This is a genomic window from Microbacterium sp. PF5, assembly GCF_004794315.1.
GTDB lineage: Bacteria > Actinomycetota > Actinomycetes > Actinomycetales > Microbacteriaceae > Microbacterium > Microbacterium sufflavum.
Genome location: NZ_SSDQ01000071.1, coordinates 15,482 through 34,884 on the forward strand (window position 1 = coordinate 15,482; position 19,403 = coordinate 34,884).

At 69.2% G+C, this 19,403-nt stretch carries 19 protein-coding genes and 1 tRNA gene; 9 read left to right on the forward strand and 11 right to left on the reverse strand.

Features of this window, described 5'->3' with window-relative positions; translation table 11 throughout:
* Nucleotides 1-67 precede the first annotated feature (67 nt).
* Both DW297_RS05360 and DW297_RS05365 read left to right on the forward strand, forming a co-directional pair.
* Nucleotides 68-143, forward strand: a tRNA-Asn gene (locus DW297_RS05360).
* Nucleotides 144-296: 153 nt separating this feature from the next.
* Nucleotides 297-1,712: an amino acid permease gene (locus tag DW297_RS05365; RefSeq protein WP_136030139.1), complete on the forward strand. Its 1,416-nt coding sequence runs from the start codon at nucleotides 297-299 to the stop codon at nucleotides 1,710-1,712.
* Nucleotides 1,713-1,715: 3 nt separating this feature from the next.
* Here the strand turns inward: DW297_RS05365 and DW297_RS05370 are convergent, their stop codons facing one another.
* Nucleotides 1,716-2,228: a septum formation family protein gene (locus DW297_RS05370; protein ID WP_206251150.1), complete on the reverse strand. Its 513-nt coding sequence runs from the start codon at nucleotides 2,226-2,228 to the stop codon at nucleotides 1,716-1,718.
* A 118-nt stretch (nucleotides 2,229-2,346) separates the two neighbouring features.
* On the reverse strand, nucleotides 2,347-2,913 hold the full coding sequence (def, locus tag DW297_RS05375; protein WP_136030144.1) for a peptide deformylase: 567 nt from the start codon (nucleotides 2,911-2,913) through the stop codon (nucleotides 2,347-2,349).
* 61 nt (nucleotides 2,914-2,974) lie between these two features.
* Here def and DW297_RS05380 point away from each other — a divergent pair, with 61 nt between their 5' ends.
* Entirely contained in the window at nucleotides 2,975-4,078 is a 1,104-nt protein-coding gene (locus DW297_RS05380; protein WP_308194377.1) for a DMT family transporter, read from the forward strand.
* 86 nt (nucleotides 4,079-4,164) lie between these two features.
* Here the strand turns inward: DW297_RS05380 and pgl are convergent, their stop codons facing one another.
* The 6 genes from pgl to tkt are packed head-to-tail and all read right to left on the reverse strand — an operon-like array spanning nucleotide 4,165 to nucleotide 12,263.
* Nucleotides 4,165-4,944 carry a 6-phosphogluconolactonase gene (pgl, locus tag DW297_RS05385; protein WP_168442802.1) on the reverse strand — a complete coding sequence of 260 codons (780 nt, stop codon included), beginning with the start codon at nucleotides 4,942-4,944 and terminating at the stop codon, nucleotides 4,165-4,167.
* 5 nt (nucleotides 4,945-4,949) lie between these two features.
* Nucleotides 4,950-5,885: a glucose-6-phosphate dehydrogenase assembly protein OpcA gene (locus tag DW297_RS05390; protein WP_136030148.1), complete on the reverse strand. Its 936-nt coding sequence runs from the start codon at nucleotides 5,883-5,885 to the stop codon at nucleotides 4,950-4,952.
* Nucleotides 5,882-7,432 carry a glucose-6-phosphate dehydrogenase gene (gene zwf, locus DW297_RS05395; RefSeq protein WP_136030150.1) on the reverse strand — a complete coding sequence of 517 codons (1,551 nt, stop codon included), beginning with the start codon at nucleotides 7,430-7,432 and terminating at the stop codon, nucleotides 5,882-5,884. The genes DW297_RS05390 and zwf overlap by 4 nt, the downstream gene beginning before the upstream one ends.
* Nucleotides 7,433-7,453: 21 nt before the next feature.
* The gene (locus DW297_RS05400) at nucleotides 7,454-9,061 is read right to left on the reverse strand and encodes a glucose-6-phosphate isomerase (RefSeq protein WP_136030151.1); all 1,608 of its coding nucleotides are present in this window, start codon (nucleotides 9,059-9,061) and stop codon (nucleotides 7,454-7,456) included.
* Nucleotides 9,058-10,170 carry a transaldolase gene (gene tal / locus DW297_RS05405; protein ID WP_136030153.1) on the reverse strand — a complete coding sequence of 371 codons (1,113 nt, stop codon included), beginning with the start codon at nucleotides 10,168-10,170 and terminating at the stop codon, nucleotides 9,058-9,060. The genes DW297_RS05400 and tal overlap by 4 nt, the downstream gene beginning before the upstream one ends.
* Nucleotides 10,167-12,263, reverse strand: a complete 2,097-nt coding sequence (tkt, locus tag DW297_RS05410; protein WP_136030258.1) for a transketolase — start codon at nucleotides 12,261-12,263, stop codon at nucleotides 10,167-10,169. The genes tal and tkt overlap by 4 nt, the downstream gene beginning before the upstream one ends.
* Nucleotides 12,264-12,512: 249 nt before the next feature.
* Between tkt and DW297_RS05415 the strand changes: the two genes are divergently transcribed.
* Nucleotides 12,513-13,418 (forward strand): heme o synthase, encoded by a 906-nt coding sequence (locus tag DW297_RS05415; protein ID WP_136030155.1) that lies wholly within the window; start codon nucleotides 12,513-12,515, stop codon nucleotides 13,416-13,418.
* Here the strand turns inward: DW297_RS05415 and DW297_RS19200 are convergent.
* The 3 genes from DW297_RS19200 to DW297_RS05430 all read right to left on the reverse strand — a co-directional run bounded on the left by DW297_RS19200 (nucleotide 13,364) and on the right by DW297_RS05430 (nucleotide 15,047).
* Nucleotides 13,364-13,669, reverse strand: a complete 306-nt coding sequence (locus tag DW297_RS19200) for a hypothetical protein (RefSeq protein ID WP_240744528.1) — start codon at nucleotides 13,667-13,669, stop codon at nucleotides 13,364-13,366. The genes DW297_RS05415 and DW297_RS19200 overlap by 55 nt on opposite strands.
* Nucleotides 13,633-13,836, reverse strand: a complete 204-nt coding sequence (locus tag DW297_RS05425) for a hypothetical protein (protein WP_240744529.1) — start codon at nucleotides 13,834-13,836, stop codon at nucleotides 13,633-13,635. The genes DW297_RS19200 and DW297_RS05425 overlap by 37 nt, the downstream gene beginning before the upstream one ends.
* Nucleotides 13,837-13,901: 65 nt before the next feature.
* A complete protein-coding gene (locus DW297_RS05430) occupies nucleotides 13,902-15,047 on the reverse strand; it encodes a COX15/CtaA family protein (RefSeq protein WP_136030159.1) in 1,146 nt (381 codons plus the stop codon).
* A gap of 231 nt (nucleotides 15,048-15,278) precedes the next feature.
* On the opposite strand from DW297_RS05430, the gene sufB reads away from it, so the two are divergent.
* The 5 genes from sufB to DW297_RS05455 are packed head-to-tail and all read left to right on the forward strand — an operon-like array spanning nucleotide 15,279 to nucleotide 19,340.
* Nucleotides 15,279-16,697, forward strand: a complete 1,419-nt coding sequence (sufB, locus tag DW297_RS05435) for a Fe-S cluster assembly protein SufB (protein ID WP_136030161.1) — start codon at nucleotides 15,279-15,281, stop codon at nucleotides 16,695-16,697.
* Entirely contained in the window at nucleotides 16,698-17,903 is a 1,206-nt protein-coding gene (sufD, locus tag DW297_RS05440; RefSeq protein ID WP_136030163.1) for a Fe-S cluster assembly protein SufD, read from the forward strand.
* Nucleotides 17,900-18,226, forward strand: a complete 327-nt coding sequence (locus DW297_RS05445; protein WP_136030165.1) for a non-heme iron oxygenase ferredoxin subunit — start codon at nucleotides 17,900-17,902, stop codon at nucleotides 18,224-18,226. Before sufD ends, DW297_RS05445 begins: the two co-directional genes overlap by 4 nt.
* Nucleotides 18,227-18,229: 3 nt before the next feature.
* Complete coding sequence (gene sufC / locus DW297_RS05450) at nucleotides 18,230-19,000, forward strand: Fe-S cluster assembly ATPase SufC (protein WP_101845421.1); 771 nt, start codon at nucleotides 18,230-18,232, stop codon at nucleotides 18,998-19,000.
* Between the two features lie 10 nt (nucleotides 19,001-19,010).
* Nucleotides 19,011-19,340: a metal-sulfur cluster assembly factor gene (locus DW297_RS05455; RefSeq protein WP_017202280.1), complete on the forward strand. Its 330-nt coding sequence runs from the start codon at nucleotides 19,011-19,013 to the stop codon at nucleotides 19,338-19,340.
* Nucleotides 19,341-19,403 lie beyond the last annotated feature (63 nt).

The following is a 19,403-nucleotide window of genomic DNA, read 5'->3' on the forward strand; positions in this document are numbered from 1 at the left end:
CGTCGGTGTCACGAACGGCCTTCGGAGTTTGCTAAGCTTGTCGAGTTGCCCGCACAGCGGAGCACATTCCTCGGTAGCTCAATTGGCAGAGCAGCCGGCTGTTAACCGGCAGGTTCTTGGTTCGAGTCCAAGCCGGGGAGCCAACGAGAAGAGCCCCCTCTGCGGAGGGGGCTCTTCTGGTCTCCCGAGACGCGCGTCCTTGCGGACGAGACCACTCTGCAGAGTATCGGTCTGTCCACAGTAAAATGTTACTCTCGTCGCACCGCTGACCTCGTTCGCGGTCGAAGGAGAGATCGATGACGACATCCGACCCCCGCGAACTGCGCTCAGGGCTCAAGTCGCGCCACATGTCCATGATCGCGATCGCAGGCGTCATCGGCGCCGGGCTGTTCGTGGGTTCGGGGGCGGTGATCCACGCCGCAGGACCCGCCGCGATCATCGCCTATGCGACCGCCGGGGTGATCGTCGTGCTGGTGATGCGCATGCTGGGGGAGATGTCGGTGATGAACCCCGACAGCGGCTCCTTCTCCACGTACGCGGACCGCGCGATCGGTCGATGGGCGGGCTTCAGCATCGGCTGGCTCTACGCGTGGTTCTGGATCGTGGTCCTCGGCGTCGAGGCGACCGCCGGCGCGTTGATCCTCCACCGGTGGACGCCCGGAGTCCCGCAGTGGGGATTCGCTCTGGCGCTCATGGTGGTGCTCACCCTCACGAACCTGGCGTCCGTCGCGTCGTACGGCGAGTTCGAGTTCTGGTTCGCCGGGGTCAAGGTCGTCGCGATCGCCGCGTTCCTCATGATCGGGGTGCTGGCGGCGCTCGGCGCGTTCCCCGGGTTCCCCCCACCGGGGCTCGACAATCTCGTGGCCCACGGCGGGTTCTTCCCGAACGGCGTGCTCGCCGCGTTCTCGAGCATCCTCGTCGTGGTGTTCTCGTACTTCGGCTCGGAGATCGCGACGATCGCCGCCGGGGAATCGACCAACCCCACCGTGGCCGTCCGCAAGGCGGTCAATTCCGTGGTGTGGCGGATCATCGTCTTCTACGTCGGGTCGATCTCCCTGATCGTGCTGTTCCTGCCCTGGAACGACGCCTCGATCGCGAAGAGCCCGTTCGTCGCGGTTCTCGACGCGATCGGCATCCCGGTGGCGGCGGTGATCATGGACGTCGTGGTGCTGGTGGCGGTGCTCTCGTGCCTGAACTCGGGCCTCTACACGGCGAGCCGCATGCTCTACTCGCTGGCTCGGCGGGGCGACGCCCCCGCGCTGCTCGGCCGCACGGCGCGGAACGGCTCGCCCCGGTACGCCGTGCTGGCCGCGACGGTCGTGGGGTTCATCACGGTCGGGCTGAACTACCTGTATCCCGACACGGTCTTCCTGTTCCTGCTGAACTCGTCGGGGGCGATCGCCCTCTTCGTCTGGCTCGTGATCGCCGTGTCGCAGATCCGGCTGCGGCGGGCGGCGATGCGCCGAGGTGTGCAGGTGCCCCTGCGCATGTGGGGTTTTCCGGTGCTCAGCTACGTCGTCGTGGCGGTGATCGTCGCTCTGTGCCTGGCGATGTTCCTCCAGCCGGACACCCTCTGGCAGATCACGATCTCGCTCGCGATCGCGGTGCTCGTCAGTGTCGTCGGCATGCTCCGTCACCGCGCCGGAGGCGGCTCGACGCAGAAGGCGGCCGGGAGCGGATCGCTCCCGGCCGCCGATGCGGTGGTGGACTGACCGTCAGCGCGCGGCGCCGGCCAGGGAGCCCTCGACCTGCCCGGCGGGGTCGACGATCAGGCACTGGATCACGCGGTCGTTCGCCTGCTCCCACGAGTCCTGGCTCGGCGTGAGCGTGGTCACGTCGAGGGCCGACTCCTGGTAGCCGATACCGACGAACGAGGTGAACGCGTCGCCGATGCACCCCTCGGACGCGGCGCCGATGGCGTCCTCCGAGTAGTCGCCGTCGTCCATCGTGATCTCGTGGAAGACCTCTTCGTCGTGCGGCTCGGTGCACGGCACGACGTTCGCGTCGGTGAGCATCCCCGAGCCGGTCTCGAGCATGCAGTCGCCGAGCTTCACGGAGAAGACGTCGATGTTGGCGCTCTCCGTCACCTGGCCGGTCTCCTCGTCGCGGTTCGCGTCACCGGAGCCGCTGCCCAGGATGCTGTTGATCGCGCTGCAGCCGCTCAGGGCGAGCGAGGCCGCCGCGATCGATCCTGCGAGCACGAGCGCGCGACGAGTGCGCATCTTCATCATGTTTCCCCTCCAAAGCGTGGTGCGGGGCATGCTGATATATCCCCGCCGCGAACACGCTATAGTGCCCGAAGTCTGTGACGCAACTCGACGGATGCTGTGCGTGGGCTGAAAGCGCTCAGCCCTCGAGGTCGTCCACCCCGGGCAGCCAGCTCACACCGGGGCGGCCCCATCCGCGCTTGCGGGCGATCTTCTGCGTGGTCTTCCAGTCGGCGTCCGACAGTCGATCGATGTAGAGCACTCCGTCGAGGTGGTCGAACTCGTGCTGCATGATGCGAGCACGCCACCCATCCACTTCGAGCGTCACCGGCGCGCCGTCGAGGTCGATCGCCGTCACGCGCACGCGATCGGAGCGGCGGAGCGGGAACCGCTCGCCGGGGAACGACAGGCATCCCTCCGCCTCGAGATCGGGGTCGGGTGCGCCCGGCTCGGGGGGCGTCATCCACAGCACGGGATTGATCAGCACGCCTCGCCAGGGGCGGTCCTCGTCGTCGACGTAGTTGTACGTGTAGATGCGCAACGGCACCCCGACCTGCGGGGCGGCCAGCCCGACGCCGGGAGCGGCGTCCATCGTCTCGAACATGTCGGAGACGAGCGTGCGCACCTCCTCGGTGATCTGCTCGACGGGGGATGCGGGGGAGTGGAGGACGGGATCGCCCATGATGCGAATCGGAAGTACGGGCACGTCACAACCCTAGTCCGCGAGACTCTCCGGGTAGGGTCGTAGTGTGAGCGCAGGGGTGTGGATGGGGATGGCCGAAGACGTCGGCGACCAGCTCGTCGGTGCCTTCCAGAACCCGGGGATCCTTCTCGGCATCCCTCTCGCCCTGGCCGGTGCCGTCTTCATGTCGCTCGGCGCGCAGTACCAGCACCGCGGGGTGGAGAAGGTCGAGCGGCTGAGCGGCTCCACCGGCACCTCCGGGCTCACGTTCGCCCAAATCAAGGGTCTGCTCACGCGCCCGTCCTGGATCATCGGCACGCTGATGCTCGGCCTCGCGATCGTCTGCCAGCTCGCAGCCCTCGTGCAGGCGCCACTGATCGTCGTGCAGCCGCTCGGCGCGATCGCCCTGGTCATCACGACGCTCCTCAACGCGCGGATCTCCGGGCATTCCCCGACCAGGCAGTCGCTCACGGCGATCGTGGCGTGCGTCGGCGGCATCTTCCTGTTCGTGTTCTTCGCGGCGATCTTCGCGACGGAGCAGGACGTCACCGACCGCGAACTGTTCGTGATCCTCGCCCTCCTGCTCGTCGTCATCATCGTGCTCGGTGCGTGCTGGCTGATCCTGCGTCACCGCATGCGCGCGCTGTTCTACGTGATCGGGGCCGGCATCCTGTACGGCTTCGTGGCGACGCTCGCGAAGGTCGTCATCAAGCGCATCGAGGCGGGCCAGTTCGAATGGATCACCGCCGTCTGCGTGCTTGCCCTGGTGTCGGCCGCGGCCGTGGGCGCGTACTTCGTGCAGACCGCCTACAGCTCGGGACCCCCCGACCTCGTGATCGCCGGACTCACGGTCGTCGACCCGCTCGTGGCGGTGCTCATCGGCATGGTCGTGTTGGGCGAGGCGGCCGCCGCGCCGTGGTGGGTGCTCATCATCTTCGCGATCGCCGGGGGCATCGCCGTGTGGGGTGTCGTGGGCCTCGCGCGCTACCACCCGCAGGTGCTCAGCGACAGCCAGGAGCTCGGCATCACCCGGGGCAGCTCGGCTCCGACGCACGCGGACGATGCCGCAGCCGCCGCACCGCCGTCACCGATGCGCGACGCGGCGTCTGCCGTCGAGGAGACGTCCGCCGCTGAAGCGCCGCGCTCTGGCGACGACCCCGAGGCGCGCACGCGCCCCGACGCCCCGTAGCCTCGTCCTCGGTTCGACGCGACGCACGCAGACGCCCGCCCGTCCCCGAGGACGAGCGGGCGCGCGACCGCGGCCGGAGGACCGGCTCAGTAGGTCTGATCGATGAGGTCGGGCGACACCTCGGACGCTGCGGCCTCGTCGACGAAGTACACCGTGCGCTTGCGCCCCTTGGCACCGGCCGCCGGCACGCTCGTGTAGCTCGCGCCCGCCAGTGCGAGGCCCAGCGCGGAGGCCTTGTCCGCTCCCGTCAGCACGAGCCAGGCCCGCTTGGACGAGTTCAGGACCGGACGCGTGAGCGTGATCCGCTCCGGCGGGGGTTTGGGGGAATCGCGCACCGGCAGCGCGGCGGCGTCCGTGACCGTCACTTCCTCGCGATCCGGGAACAGCGAGGCGATGTGGCCGTCGGGACCGACGCCCAGGAAGCACACCGCGAAGGACGGCCAGGGGTGGTCGTCCGTGCCGAACCGGGCGAGTTCCGCCGCGTACGCGGCAGCGGCCTCGTCGAGGTTCAGACCGCTGTCGGACGCCGCGGCCTCGTGGATGTTCTCCTCGGGCACCGGGATGTGGTCGAGCAGGGCGTTGCGGGACTGGAGCGCGTTGCGGTCCGAGTCGTCGCGGGGAACGAAGCGCTCGTCGCCCCACCAGAAGTGCACGAGCGACCAGTCGATGTCCGCCGCGCGCGGGTTGTCGGCGACCGCACGGAGCACGGCCCCGCCCATGGAACCGCCGGTGAGGGCGATGTGGGCGACGCGACCGTTCCTGGTGCGCGCCTTGACGCGGGTGAGGAAACGATCGGCGACCCGGAGGGCGAGGGCTGTCGGGGTGGCCTCGACCACGACCCGCTTCTCTGCGGACGATTCCGACATCGGTGTCACTCTCCCGTCTCGGGCGGACCGAGCTTCTCCCAGCCATCCGTGATGACTCGACCGTACAGGAGATCTGGATCCAATCTGCGCAGCTCCTCGGCGAGGCACTCGCGCAGCGTGCGCCGCGGCAGGTGGAGGTCGTGGTTGGGCTGGTCCGGCTGCGTGAGCACGGCGATGCCGGGCGAGGGACGCTCCAGCAGGATGTCACCGGACTCACGCGTCAGACGCACGGACTTGATGCCCTCCTGCCACTCCTCCGGGCTCTCGTACGACCACCGCACCGGCACGTCCAGCGCCATCTGCAGCCACGCGGCGAGCAGAGCCGTGGAGGGGGAGGCGGCGGCCCCGCGCACCTCGACGGCGGTGATGGTCTCGTACGGCGGCTGATCCAGCACGGCGGCCAGCTGCTCGCGCCAGTGCGTGAGCCGCGTCCACGCGAGGTCGGTGTCGCCGGGCGCGTGCGTGCGGCCGAGCAGCGCGAGCCGGTCGCGCACATCGGGCGAGGTCGCGGCGTCGGTGATCCGGCGCTGCGCGATGCGGCCGAGCGGGGAGGACGACGGCGACGCCGGAGCCTCCTCCGGCCACCACGCCACGACGGGTGCGTCGGGGAGCAGGAGCCCGGTGATCAGGCTCTCCTCGTTGCTGGCGGCGTCGCCGTAGGCGTGCAGCACCACGACCTCGCTGGCTCCGGCGTCTCCGCCCACACGGATCTGTGCGTCCAGGCGGGACTCGCCGTCTCCGGTCGTGAGCACGATCACGCGCATCGGGTGCTCACGCGAGGCGTCGTTGGCCGCGTCGATCGCGGCCTCCGCGACTCCGTTGCGCGCGGAGATGACGAGCGTCAGCACGCGTCCGAGGGCGACCGCGCCGCCCTCCTCGCGCACCTTGACGAGCTGCTTCGCGACCTGGCTGACGGTCGTGTCGGGAAGGTCGATGATCACGGGCGTCTCCAGACTCGTCCGTCGCGGGCCAGCAGGTCGTCGGCGGACGCCGGGCCCCACGATCCCGGAGCGTACTGCTCCACCGGGCCGCCTTGGGCCGCCCAGTACTTCTCCACCGGGTCGAGGATCTTCCAGGAGAGCTCGACCTCCTCGTGCCGCGGGAAGAGCGGCGGGTCTCCGAGCAGCACGTCCAGGATGAGCCGCTCGTACGCCTCCGGGCTCGCCTCCGTGAAGGCGTGGCCGTAGCCGAAGTCCATCGTGACGTCGCGCACGTTCGAGCCTGTGCCGGGGACCTTCGAGCCGAACCGGATCGTGACACCCTCATCGGGCTGCACGCGGATGACGAGCGCGTTCTGTCCGAGCTCGGAGGCGTTGCCCCGGCCGAAGAGGTGCTGCGGTGCCCGGTTGAACACGACGGCGATCTCGGTCACGCGACGGCCGAGGCGCTTGCCGGTGCGCAGGTAGAACGGCACGCCCGCCCAGCGTCGCGTGTCGATCTCCAGCTTGATGGCCGCGTAGGTCTCGGTCGTGGACTCGGGGTTCATGCCCTCCTCGTCGAGGAAGCCGGTCACCTTCTCGCCGCCCTGCCAGCCACCGGCGTACTGCCCGCGGGCCGTCGCGAGCGACAGGTCCTCCGGCACGTGCACGGCGGCGAGCACCTTCTCCTTCTCGGCGCGCAGATGCTCCGCCGACAGGCTGATCGGCTCCTCCATCGCGGTGAGCGCCAGCAACTGCAGGAGGTGGTTCTGGATCACGTCACGGGCCGCCCCGATGCCGTCGTAGTACCCCGCGCGTCCCCCGACGCCGATGTCCTCGGCCATCGTGATCTGCACGTGGTCCACGTAGTTGCGGTTCCAGATCGGCTCGTACAGCTCATTGGCGAAGCGCAGCGCCAGGATGTTCTGGACCGTCTCCTTGCCGAGGTAGTGGTCGATGCGGAAGATCGAGTCGGCGGGGAACGCGACCTCCAGCGCCGCGTTCAGCGCGCGGGCTGACTCGAGGTCGTGCCCGAACGGCTTCTCGATGACCACACGCCGCCACCGCTCGTCGTCGTCGGCGTCCTGCCCGACGAGCCCGGAGTCCTTGAGCTGCTTCGCCACCAGCGGGAAGTCCTTCGGCGGGATCGACAGGTAGAACGCGTGGTTGCCCATCGTGCCGCGTTCCACGTCGAGACGCTCGACGGTCTCCCTGAGCTTGCGGAAGGAGTCCGGGTTGTCGAACTCGCCGGACACGAAGCGGATGCCCTGCAACAGCTGCGCCCAGGTCTCCTCGCGGAACGGCGTCCTGGCGTGCTCCTTCACCGCGTCGTACACGACCTGCGCGAAGTCCTGGTCCTCCCAGTCGCGTCGGGCGAACCCGACCAGAGCGAACCCGGGGGGCAGCAGGCCGCGGTTGGCGAGGTCGTACACCGCGGGCATGAGTTTCTTGCGCGACAGGTCTCCCGTGACGCCGAAGATCACGAGGGCGCTGGGCCCCGCGATCCGATTGAGCCGGCGATCGTCGGGGTCGCGCAGCGGGTTGTGCCCGCGCGAGAGGGGAACAGTCATCGGTGGGGGCTTCTCCTGCTGTTACTTCTGTGCGGCTTCGAAGAGGGTGAGCACGTCGTCGGACGACTCCGTGATCGTCAGCGAGACGACGGGACGCCCGTGCTCCGCGAGCACGCCCGCGTCGCCGGCGGCCTGCGCCTGGATGAGCTGACCGAACGTGAACGGACGATCGGGGATCTCCAGGTCGACGTCCGTGCGCTCCAGGATCTGCAGGAACACCCCCTGCGCCGGGCCGCCCTTGTGGTACTGGCCGGTCGAGTGGAGGAAGCGCGGGCCCCAGCCGAACGTGGTCGGACGACCGGAGTCGGCCGCGATCAGCTCGCGCAGGCCCTGCAGCTGCGGCACCTCGAGACGGTTGACGTACGCCTGGATCGACACGTAGCCGTCGGCGGGCAGCTGCGCCCACAGCGCGTCGAGCACGCCCTCGACCGTGCCGGAGGCCGCGAGAGCCGGGTCCGACACGCGCACCTCGACGCCGTTCTCCACGAACGCGGGGGCGGTGGGCTCGGGTCGGGCGTCGAGGAGGCCGCGCGCGGCCACCTTCGCCGACTCGACGTCGGGCTGGTCGAACGGGTTGATGCCGAGCAGGTGCCCGGCGATGGCGGTGGCGTACTCCCAGACGATGAACTGCGCGCCGAGCGTGCCGCTGACGAGGATCTCACCTTCGTGGCGCTCGTGCAGGTGGAACTCGTTCGCGTCGTCGACCAGTCGCACGATCTGCAGGTCGGCGGGCACGGGGTCGAGCTCGGGGGAGACGGGGAGCAGCACGACCGGGAGGATGCCGGTTCCCTCCTTGCCCGTGGACTCGGCGATGAGCTGCTCGATCCAGTCGGGCAGGCCCTTGATGTGGGTGCCGTCCGTGATCAGACCCAGCTTGTCGCGGCGCGGGGTGGTTGCGGCGATGGCCGCGCCAAGGCGCAGGGCCGGGTTCTCGGCGGAGTCGACGGCGACCTCGAGCAGCGAGGCCTCGGCCTCGTTCAGCAGCTCGTCGATATCGACGCCCGCGAGGCCGGACGGCACCAGGCCGAACGCGGTCAGCGCGGAGTAGCGGCCGCCCACGTTCGGGTCGGCGTTGAACACGCGGTACCCGGCCTCGCGCGCGGAGGCGTCGAGCGGCGAGCCCGGGTCGGTGACGACGACGATGCGCTCGGTCGGGTCGATGCCGAGGTCGCGGAACGCCGCCTCGAACGTGCGACGCTGCGAGTCGGTCTCGACCGTGGACCCGGACTTCGACGACACCACGAGCACGGTCTCGGCGAGGCCCTCGTCGAGCGCGGCCAGCACCTGGCCGGGCGCCGTGGAGTCGAGGATCGTGAGGGGGACCCCCGAGGTCTGCGCGATCACCTCGGGCGCGAGCGACGATCCGCCCATGCCGGCGAGCACGACGCGCGTGACTCCCTTCGCGGCGAGCTCCTCGCGCAGGGCGACGATCTCGGCGACGAGCGGCCGGGAGACGGAGACCGCCTCGACCCACCCGAGCCGGATCGAGGCCTCGGCCTCGGCCGCCGGACCCCACAGCGTGGCGTCGCCGCTCGTGATGCGCGAGGCGACCAGGTCGTGGACGAGGCTCGGGACGGTCTCCTCGATCGCTGCGCGCGCGGCGCCCGAGGCGTGGATCGCGAAGGTCATCGCTGTGCCTCCAGTGCTTCGGCGACCTGGGTGAGCAGGTCGTGCCACGAATCGATGAACTTGGCGACGCCCTCGTCCTCGAGCACCTGGGTGACGTCGGTGAAGTCGATGCCGACCTCTTCCAGCCCGGCGAAGACCTGACGGGCCTCGTCGTAGCCGCCGGTGATGGTGTCGCCGGTGACGACGCCGTGGTCGAAGGTGGCCTCGAGGGTCTTCTCCGGCATGGTGTTGACGACGCCGGGGGCGACGAGCTCGGTGACATAGAGGGTGTCGGGCAGCGCAGGGTCCTTCACGCCGGTCGACGCCCAGAGCGGACGCTGGGCGTTCGCCCCCGCCGCGAGGAGGGCCTTCGCCCGGTCGGTCTCGAAGCTCTGCTCGAACAGCTCGTAGGCCAGGCGGGCGTTGGCCAGGCCGGCCTTGCTCTTGAGGGCCTCGGCGGCGTCGGTCCCGATCGCGGTGAGGCGCTTGTCGGTCTCGGTGTCCACGCGGGAGACGAAGAACGACGCGACGGAGTGGACGGTCGACAGGTCGACACCGGCGTCCTTCGCGCGCTCCAGGCCCGTCAGGTAGGCGTCGATGACCTCGGCGTACCGCTCCAGGCTGAAGATCAGGGTCACGTTGACGCTGATGCCGTGCGCGATCGCCTCGGTGATCGCCGGGAGGCCGGCCTTGGTCGCCGGGATCTTCACGAGCAGGTTCGGGCGGTCGATCTTCGCCCACAGCTCCTTCGCCTGCGCGACGGTGCCGTCGGTGTCATGCGCGAGGTCGGGGGAGACCTCGATGGACACGCGGCCGTCCACGTGACCGGACTGCTCCCACACCGGGCGGAAGATGTCGAGCGCGGCACCCACATCCTGCGTGGTGGCCGCGAACACGGCCTCCTCCGCCGAGGCGCCGGACGCGGCGAGCTCGGTGACCTGCGCGTCGTACGACGTGTCGTTCTTGTCGGTGATCGCGTTGGCGAAGATCGTCGGGTTCGTGGTGACGCCGACGACGTTGCGCGACGAGATCAGCTCCGCGAGGTTACCGGAGGAGATGCGGGTGCGCGAGAGGTCGTCGAGCCAGATGCTGACGCCGGCCTCGGCGAGCTGTGCGGTGGGGGTGCTCATGCGTTCTCCTTGATGGTCTCGCGGGCGGCCGCGACGACGGCCTCGGTGGTGATGCCGAACTTCTCGAAGAGGGTCTTGTAGTCGGCGGAGGCGCCGAAGTGGTCGATGCCGACCGAACGACCGCGGTCGCCGACGATGCCGCGCCACGTGAGCACGGAGCCGGCCTCGACCGACACCCGCGCCGTGACCGACGACGGCAGCACGCTCTCGCGGTACGCCTCGTCCTGCTCCGCGAACCACTCGAGCGACGGGGCCGAGACGACGCGCACGTTCACGCCCTCCTCGGCGAGGGCCGCGCGGGCGTTCACCGCGAGCTGGACCTCGGATCCGGTGGCGACGATGATGACGTCGGGCGTGCCGTTCGGGGCCTCGGCGAGCACGTACGCGCCCTTGACGGCCTGAGCGGCGGAGGCGAAGGTGTCGCCGGAGGCCTCGCCGTCGCCGCGCTCGAACACCGGGATGTTCTGTCGCGTCAGGGCGATGCCGGCGGGGCCCTCGTGGCGGCGGAGGATCTCCAGCCAGACGGCGGCGGTCTCGTTCGCGTCGGCGGGGCGCACGACGGCGAGGTTCGGGATCGCGCGCAGCGTGGCGAGCTGCTCGATGGGCTGGTGGGTGGGTCCGTCCTCACCGAGGGCGACGGAGTCGTGCGTCCAGACGAAGATGCTCGGCACGTTCATCAGAGCGGCCAGACGCACCGAGGGGCGCATGTAGTCGCTGAAGATGAGGAAGGTGCCGCCGAACGCGCGCGTCGGCCCGTGCAGCACGATGCCGTTCACGATCGCGCCCATCGCGTGCTCGCGGATGCCGAAGTGCAGCACGCGGCCGTAGGGGGTGCCCGACCACTCGTGCGTCGACCACTCCTCGGGGATGAACGACGCCGCGTCCTTGATCGTGGTGAGGTTGGACTCGGCGAGGTCGGCGGACCCGCCCCAGAGCTCGGGCAGCTGTGCGGCGAGGGCGTTGATGACCTGGCCGGACGCGGCGCGGGTCGAGACGTCCTTGCCGGCCTCGAACACGGGCAGCGCGTCGGCGATGTCGGCGGGGAGCTCGCGGGCCTCGACGCGGTCGAGCAGCGCCTTGCGCTCCGGGTTCGCCTCGGCCCAGGCGTCGAACGACTTCTGCCAGGCGGCGCGCTCCTCGGCCGCGCGCTCGGCCAGGCCGCGCGTGTGGGCGATCACGTCGTCGGCCACCACGAACGTCTGCTCCGGGTCGAACCCGAGGACCTTCTTGGTCGCGGCGAGCTCGTCCGCGCCGAGGGCGGAGCCGTGGATCTTGCCGGTGTTCTGCTTGCCGGGCGAGGGCCAGCCGATGATGGTCTTGAGGATGATGAGCGAGGGCTTGTCGGACTCGCCCTTCGCGGCCTCGATGGCGGCGTAGAGCTCGGCGACGTCTTCGACGTACTCGCCCGTCTTCTTCCAGTCGACCGTCTGCACGTGCCAGCCGTAGGAGGCGTAGCGGGCGGCGACATCCTCCGTGAACGCGACGTTGGTGTCGTCCTCGATGGAGATCTGGTTGGAGTCGTAGATCGCGATGAGGTTGCCCAGCTGCTGGTGGCCCGCGAGCGACGAGGCCTCGCTGGTCACGCCCTCCTGCAGGTCGCCGTCACCGGCGATCACGTAGACGAAGTGGTCGAACGGGCTCGTGCCCGCCGCGGCCTCCGGATCGAACAGCCCACGCTCGTAGCGGGCGGCGTACGCGAAGCCCACGGCGGAGGCGAGGCCCTGCCCGAGCGGACCCGTCGTGATCTCCACGCCCTTCGTGTGTCCGTACTCGGGGTGGCCGGGGGTCTTCGATCCCCACGTGCGCAGCGCCTTGAGGTCATCGAGCTCCAGGCCGAAGCCGCCGAGGTAGAGCTGCACGTACTGCGTGAGGGACGAGTGTCCGACGGAGAGGATGAACCGGTCGCGGCCGAGCCAGTCGGTGTCGGCGGGGTCGTGCCGCAGGACGCGCTGGTACAGCAGATACGCCGCGGGAGCCAGGCTCATCGCCGTGCCGGGGTGGCCGTTGCCGACCTTCTCGACCGCATCGGCCGCCAGGATCCGGGCGGTGTCCACCGCGCGTCGATCGATCTCGTCCCACTGCAATTCCGACACGTTCATGCCCTTTCCGACAGTTTCGAGGGCGCCCGTATTCCTTGGCGCATCCGCAACTTCCCTGGCGCATTCCGCACCGCCTCGAGGACGGGTGGGGGTGTGCGCAGCATCGGGCGCGCGAGTGCCTTCAGCATAGCGGTGACGGTGGATCCGATCGGTGGCCGGGGGGCACGGAAGGCGTCATCGCGTGTCATACACTGGAGAGGTTGTCCCGTAACGCGCGCGGAGGAGGCGATCGAGATCTCGACGATGTCTGATCAGACCGTACGGAAGTCGTCCATCGGTCGCACGGTGAGCGCTTACGTGACGCTGACGAAGCCCCGAGTCCTCGAACTCCTCCTCGTCTCGACCGTCCCGGTGATGTTCCTCGCCCAGGGCGGTCTCCCGAACCTCTGGCTGGTCCTCGCGACCGTCATCGGCGGATCCATGAGCGCCGGCTCGGCCGGGGCCTTCAACATGTATCTCGACCGCGACATCGACGCGCACATGCACCGCACGGAGAACCGTCCGCTGGTCACGGGCGAGGTGAGCCCGCGCGGCGCGCTGATCTTCTCCTGGACTCTCGCGATCGTGTCCACCGTCTGGCTCTGGTTCACCACCAACTGGCTCACCGCAGTGCTCTCGGCCTCGGCCATCTTCTTCTACGTCGTGATCTACACGATGATCCTCAAGCGCCGCACCGAGCAGAACATCATCTGGGGCGGCATCGCGGGCTGCTTCCCCGTGCTCATCGGCTGGTCGGCCGTCACGGGCTCTCTCGACTGGCCGGCGTTCATCCTGTTCCTGCTGGTCTTCCTGTGGACGCCGCCGCACTACTGGCCGCTGTCGATGAAGTACAAGGACGACTACGAGGACGTCGACGTCCCGATGCTCGGCGTCACGCGCAACGCCTCGCAGGTCGGCCTCCAGGTGATCCTCTACGCGTGGGCGACCGTCGCGTGCTCGCTGCTGCTGGTGCCGATCGCGAACATGGGTCTCGTCTACACGGTGTCCGCGCTGGTCTTCGGCGGCTGGTTCATCTACGAGTCGCACCGCCTGTACAACCAGGCGGTGCGGGGGACCGAGGCGCGGCCGATGCGAGTCTTCCACGCCTCGATCACCTACTTGACGCTGATCTTCGTGGCCGTCGCGGTCGACCCGCTGCTGCCGTTCTGATCCGCAGCGTCCTCCGACGCCGCGGACGCTGACGCGTCGTCCGCCGGCGTGTTGGCGGCGTCCGTGGTCGCCGTCGCATCCTGATCGGTCGCGGACCCGGTCGCGGCGATGACCTCGTTGGGGGACGGCTCATCCATTCCGGCGTCGAGCGCGACGGGCACGGCCGGGACGAGTGCCCGCGCCGCCACGAGGCCGAGGGCGAGGAGCAGGCCGATCAGGCCGGCGCCGAGCACCGCGGCTCCGACCACCACGAGCGACTGCCGACGTAGACCTCCACCCCCGTGGCCGTGCCATCGAGCAGGGTGCTCGTCATGGTGCCGATCTGGCCGGCGATGAGCCATCCGCCGACGCCGATCGCGGCGAGGGACACGATGAGGAGAATCCAGAATCCGATGCTTCTGGTCAGTGTTCTGTGCATGCCGACCAGGCTGACCGATGCCCTGATGAGGCCCCGGTGCGCACGCTATGGATCGTCTGTGCGGCTCAGCGCCCGGTGAGCGCCGGGGCGGGTTCCTCGGCCGCGACGTCCGTCCGCACCGGGCGCTTCAGGTGCAGCACGACCACGGTGTACGTCGCGGCCGACAGCGAGGCGAGCACCATGTGGATGCCGACCAGGATCGGCGGCAGCCCCTCGCGCGCCTGCCACACCCCGACGCCGACCTGCACCAGGATCGCGAGCACGAGCACGAGCAGCCAGCGGCGGGGCTCCAGGCGGAGTGCCCAGGCGGTGATCGTGAGGAACAGCACCAGGGCGGCCAGCACGTAGCCGGGCCAGGAGTGCACGTGCGCGAGGACGGTCGCGTCGAAGCCGTGGCGCAGCACGTCCGCATCACCCGAGTGCGGCCCGGAGCCGGTGGTGAGGACGCCGAACAGGATCGTCACCGCGAGCGCGAGTCCTGTCACATGCGTGACGATCGCGAACCAGCTCGGCACGGCGCGTTCGCGGGGCCCCGGTGCGGTCTTGAGGCGCACGAGGAACGCGGCCGTGACGCATACGAGAAGCAACGACGAGGTGTAGTGGAAGCCCACGATGAAGGGGTTCAGCCCGGTCAGGACCGTGATGCCTCCGACGAGGGCCTGAGCCACCACACCGATCAGCACGAGCCACGCCAGGAGCACGAGGTCGCGACGCGTGGCCGTGGTGCGGACGGAGTGGACGGCGGCCGCGATGACGGCGAGCAGCAGCACGCCGGAAGCGATCGGCGAGGCGGGGAAGTGGAAGGGGAAGGCGATCGCGAAGGCGATGCCGGCCGCGACGATGCCGCCGAGCGCGAACCACAGCGCCTTCGTGACCGCGCGACGCCCGTTCACCGTGTACAGGACGAGCAGCACGACGGTGAGCGCGATGATGCCGACGACGCCCGTCATCAGGCGGTTGCCGAACTCGATGATGCCGTGCACCCCCTGCACTTCGAGGATGGGCACGAGCGACTCGGGCGTGCACAGCGGCCAGTCGGAACAGCCGAGGCCGGAGCCGGTCAGACGCACCGCGCCGCCGGTGCCGATGATGATCGTCTCGCTGACGAACGAGAGCCACGCGAAGACGGTCAGCGCCTTCGCCCACCCGCGGGATCGCGGAACGGGGGTCGTCCGAGTCGTCGGAGGGGTGGTGATGGTCGTCTCGGGCATGAGTCCTCCGGCTCGTCGGCGACGTGGCGCGCGGCCCGTCCGCCAGGCGGAACCTGTAGAATCGGATTGTTGCGATGAGCGCTGACCGCGCTGAAGCATCGTCAACAGTTTAGGCGCGATGGAAGCGCCGATGATGAGGGCCCACCAACGGCACCCGCTCCCGCAGACTCGACGGGGATCAGGTGTGTCGGGGCGGATGACACCGTTTGGGACCTGTGAGGAGAGTGTTGCATGTCGGATGTGCTGATCGACCGCCCGGAGCTTGACGGTCTGGGGGTGTACGAGTTCGGCTGGCACGATGAGGACGCCGCGGGTGCCGTGGCGAAACGCGGCATCTCCGAAGAGGTGGTCCGCGGGATCTCTGCCCTCAAGAACGAGCCCGAGTGGATGCTGAAGACCCGTCTGAAGGGGTATCAGCTCTTCGGTCGCAAGCCGATGCCGACGTGGGGCGCCGACCTCAGCGACATCGACTTCGACAACATCAAGTACTTCGTCCGCTCCACCGAGAAGCAGGCGCAGAGCTGGGAGGACCTCCCCGAGGAGATCCGCGAGACGTACGAGCGCCTGGGCATCCCCGAGGCAGAGCGCCAGCGCCTCGTGGCCGGCGTCGCCGCGCAGTACGAATCCGAGGTCGTGTACCACCAGATCCGCGAGGACCTCGAGGCCCAGGGCGTCATCTTCATGGACACCGACACGGCGCTGCGCGAGCACCCCGAGTTCTTCGAGGAGTACTTCGGCACGGTCATCCCGGCTGGCGACAACAAGTTCGCCGCACTCAACACGGCCGTGTGGTCGGGCGGCTCGTTCGTCTACGTCCCGAAGGGCGTGCACGTCGAGATCCCGCTGCAGGCGTACTTCCGCATCAACACCGAGAACATGGGCCAGTTCGAGCGGACCCTGATCATCGCCGACGAGGACAGCTACGTCCACTACATCGAGGGCTGCACGGCTCCGATCTACAAGTCCGACTCGCTGCACTCGGCCGTGGTCGAGATCATCGTGAAGAAGAACGCCCGCGTGCGCTACACGACGATCCAGAACTGGTCGAACAACGTCTACAACCTGGTCACCAAGCGCGCCGTGGCACACGAGGGCGCGACCATGGAGTGGGTCGACGGCAACATCGGCTCCAAGGTGACGATGAAGTACCCGTCGATCTACCTGATGGGCGAGCACGCGAAGGGCGAGACCCTCTCGGTCGCCTTCGCCGGTCCCGGTCAGCACCAGGACGCGGGCGCCAAGATGATCCACATGGCGCCGTACACGCAGTCGTCGATCGTCTCGAAGTCGATCGCCCGCGGCGGCGGTCGCGCCGGCTACCGCGGTGAGGTCCGCGTCGACGCCAACGCCCACCACTCGGCGAACACCGTCCGTTGCGACGCGCTGCTCGTGGACACGAAGTCGCGCTCCGACACCTACCCGGCGATCGACATCCGCGTCGACGACGTGCAGCTCGGCCACGAGGCCACGGTCTCGAAGGTCAGCGAGGAGCAGCTCTTCTACCTCCAGTCCCGCGGCATGCCCGAGGACGAGGCGATGGCGATGATCGTGCGCGGCTTCATCGAGCCGATCGCGCGCGAGCTGCCGATGGAGTACGCGATGGAACTGAACAAGCTCATCGAGATGGGCATGGAAGGATCGGTCGGCTAAATGGCGGCCTCGACGACAGCGCCCACGGAGGCGCAGCACACGAACGCGCACATCGACCCGGCCGCCCAGGTCGCCGACGCCGGATTCGTCCCGGTGCAGACGCGCTCCGAGCGCCCGCACTCGTACGACCCGGACGACTTCGGCGCCCCCAGCGGCCGTGAGGTCAACTGGAAGCACACGCCGGTCGCGCAGCTGACGCCGCTGTTCCAGACGGCAGAGGCGAACGACGGCGTCGCGTACGCCTTCAGCTCCGGCGGGCAGTACGTGGCAGGACCGCTCGCCATCGGCGCCGCTCCGCGCGGCGAGGTCTTCCTCCCCGAGGACATCACGGCCGCCGTCGCCTGGCAGGGTGCGAGCGAGGCGGTGCACGTGCGCATCCCGCGTGAGGAGGAGGTCGCCGAGCCGATCTTCATCTCCGTCACGGGTACGGGTGCCGACCGCCGCGCCGACGCCCACATCGTGATCGAGGCGCTGGAGCACAGCGTCGCGACCGTGGTGCTGCAGCACAAGGGTTCCGCGCAGTACGCGCAGAACGTGGAGATCATCGTCCGCGATGGCGCGAAGCTCACCGTGGTCACGGTGCAGCAATGGGAGGACGACGCGGTGCACGCGGCCGCGCACCAGGCCCGCGTCGGCTCCGACGCCACGCTCAAGCATTTCGTGGTGAGCTTCGGCGGCGGCCTCGTGCGCGTGAACCCGAGCGTGGAGCTCGCGGGCGCGGGTTCCGAGGGCTACCTCTACGGGCTGTCGTACGCGGACGCCGGGCAGCACCTGGAGAGCCAGGTCTACCTGCACCACAAGGGTCCGCACACCACGGGCGACGTGCTCTACAAGGGTGCCCTCCAGGGCGCGAGCGCGCACAGTGTGTGGATCGGCGACGTGCTGATCGGCGCCGACGCCACGGGCACCGACTCGTACGAGGCGAACCGCAACCTGGTGCTCACCGAGGGGGCGCGCGCCGACTCGATCCCGAACCTCGAGATCGAGACGGGCGACATCGTCGGCGCGGGCCACGCGAGTGCGACCGGTCGCTTCGACGACGAGCAGCTCTTCTACCTGCAGGCCCGCGGCATCCCGGAGGAGGAGGCGCGGCGTCTCGTCGTGCTCGGCTTCCTCACCGACATCGTGCTGCGCCTCGGTATCCCGACGCTCGAGGCGGAGCTGCTCGCCGCCATCGAGGCCGAGCTCGCCGAGGTGGACGCGTGACCGCCGAGCGCGTCTGCGCGGTCTCCGACCTGGAGCAGGACACCCCGCTCCGCGTCGAGCCGGGCGGCGTGCCCATCACGGTGATCAAGGACGGCGATGGCGTGATCCACGCCATCGGCGACACCTGCACGCACGGCGACATCTCGCTGTCCGAGGGCTTCGTGGAAGGCGACACGGTGGAGTGCTGGGCTCACGGCTCGGCCTTCTCCCTGATCACCGGCAAGCCCCAGAACCTCCCCGCTTACGAGCCCGTCCCGGTCTATGTCGTCGAGATCGACGGCGACGACGTGCTCATCGATCCTGCTGTGACGAAGGAAGTCTGAAGAATGTCTGTTCTCGAGATCCGCGACCTGCACGTGACGGTCGAGACCGAGGCGGGGACCACCCCGATCCTCAACGGAATCACCCTCACCATGAACACCGGTGAGACCCACGCCATCATGGGCCCCAACGGCTCGGGCAAGTCGACCCTGGCCTACACGATCGCCGGTCACCCGAAGTACACGGTGACCTCCGGCTCGATCACGTTCGACGGTGAGGACGTGCTGGCGATGAGCGTCGACGAGCGCGCCCGCGCCGGGCTCTTCCTCGCGATGCAGTACCCGGTGGAGATCCCCGGCGTCACCGTGACGAACTTCCTGCGCACGGCGAAGACCGCGCTCGACGGCGAGGCGCCCTCGATCCGCCAGTGGACCAAGGACGTCAAGGAGTCCATGGCGAACCTGCGCATGGACCCGAAGTTCGCGCAGCGCAACGTCAACGAGGGCTTCTCCGGCGGCGAGAAGAAGCGCCACGAGATCCTGCAGCTCGAGGTGCTCAAGCCGAAGTTCGCCGTGCTCGACGAGACCGACTCGGGTCTCGACGTCGACGCGCTGAAGATCGTGTCCGAGGGCGTGAACCGTGCCAAGGAGTCCACGGGACTCGGCGTGCTCCTGATCACGCACTACACCCGGATCCTGCGGTACATCCGCCCCGACTTCGTGCACGTCGTCGTCGCGGGCAAGATCGTCGAAGAGGGCGGGCCCGAGCTCGCCGACCGGCTGGAGAACGAGGGCTACGACCGGTTCCTCGACCCTTCCGCCCCGATCGAGGCGTAGGCTGAGCCGTATGACAGCGACCCTCACGGATGAGAAGTACGACGCGGTCACCGAGGCGCTCAAGGACGTCATGGACCCGGAGCTCGGGATCAACGTCGTCGACCTCGGCCTCATCTACGACCTCGCCTGGGATGACGAGAACGATGCTCTCGTCATCCACATGACGTTGACCAGCGCGGGCTGCCCGCTGACCGACGTCCTCGAAGACCAGACCGCGCAGGCTCTCGACAACGTCGTGGACCGGTTCCGCATCAACTGGGTGTGGATGCCGCCGTGGGGTCCGGAGCGGATCACGGACGACGGGCGCGACATGATGCGCGCGCTGGGATTCGCGATCTGACGCTGAAGACACAGTGATGCACGACGAAGCGGGCGCGGAGACGCGCCCGCTTCGCTGACTCCG

What these genes read in the sequence shown, in the direction of transcription:
- DW297_RS05365 (WP_136030139.1), top strand. Translation starts at nt 297, where the DNA reads ATGACGACATCCGACCCCCGCGAACTGCGCTCAGGGCTCAAGTCGCGC.
- DW297_RS05370 (WP_206251150.1), bottom strand. Translation starts at nt 2,228, where the DNA reads ATGAAGATGCGCACTCGTCGCGCGCTCGTGCTCGCAGGATCGATCGCG.
- DW297_RS05380 (WP_308194377.1), top strand. Translation starts at nt 2,975, where the DNA reads ATGGGGATGGCCGAAGACGTCGGCGACCAGCTCGTCGGTGCCTTCCAG.
- pgl (WP_168442802.1), bottom strand. Translation starts at nt 4,944, where the DNA reads ATGTCGGAATCGTCCGCAGAGAAGCGGGTCGTGGTCGAGGCCACCCCG.
- zwf (WP_136030150.1), bottom strand. Translation starts at nt 7,432, where the DNA reads ATGACTGTTCCCCTCTCGCGCGGGCACAACCCGCTGCGCGACCCCGAC.
- DW297_RS05400 (WP_136030151.1), bottom strand. Translation starts at nt 9,061, where the DNA reads ATGACCTTCGCGATCCACGCCTCGGGCGCCGCGCGCGCAGCGATCGAG.
- tal (WP_136030153.1), bottom strand. Translation starts at nt 10,170, where the DNA reads ATGAGCACCCCCACCGCACAGCTCGCCGAGGCCGGCGTCAGCATCTGG.
- DW297_RS05415 (WP_136030155.1), top strand. Translation starts at nt 12,513, where the DNA reads ATGTCTGATCAGACCGTACGGAAGTCGTCCATCGGTCGCACGGTGAGC.
- DW297_RS05425 (WP_240744529.1), bottom strand. Translation starts at nt 13,836, where the DNA reads ATGCACAGAACACTGACCAGAAGCATCGGATTCTGGATTCTCCTCATC.
- DW297_RS05430 (WP_136030159.1), bottom strand. Translation starts at nt 15,047, where the DNA reads ATGCCCGAGACGACCATCACCACCCCTCCGACGACTCGGACGACCCCC.
- sufB (WP_136030161.1), top strand. Translation starts at nt 15,279, where the DNA reads ATGTCGGATGTGCTGATCGACCGCCCGGAGCTTGACGGTCTGGGGGTG.
- sufD (WP_136030163.1), top strand. Translation starts at nt 16,698, where the DNA reads ATGGCGGCCTCGACGACAGCGCCCACGGAGGCGCAGCACACGAACGCG.
- sufC (WP_101845421.1), top strand. Translation starts at nt 18,230, where the DNA reads ATGTCTGTTCTCGAGATCCGCGACCTGCACGTGACGGTCGAGACCGAG.
- DW297_RS05455 (WP_017202280.1), top strand. Translation starts at nt 19,011, where the DNA reads ATGACAGCGACCCTCACGGATGAGAAGTACGACGCGGTCACCGAGGCG.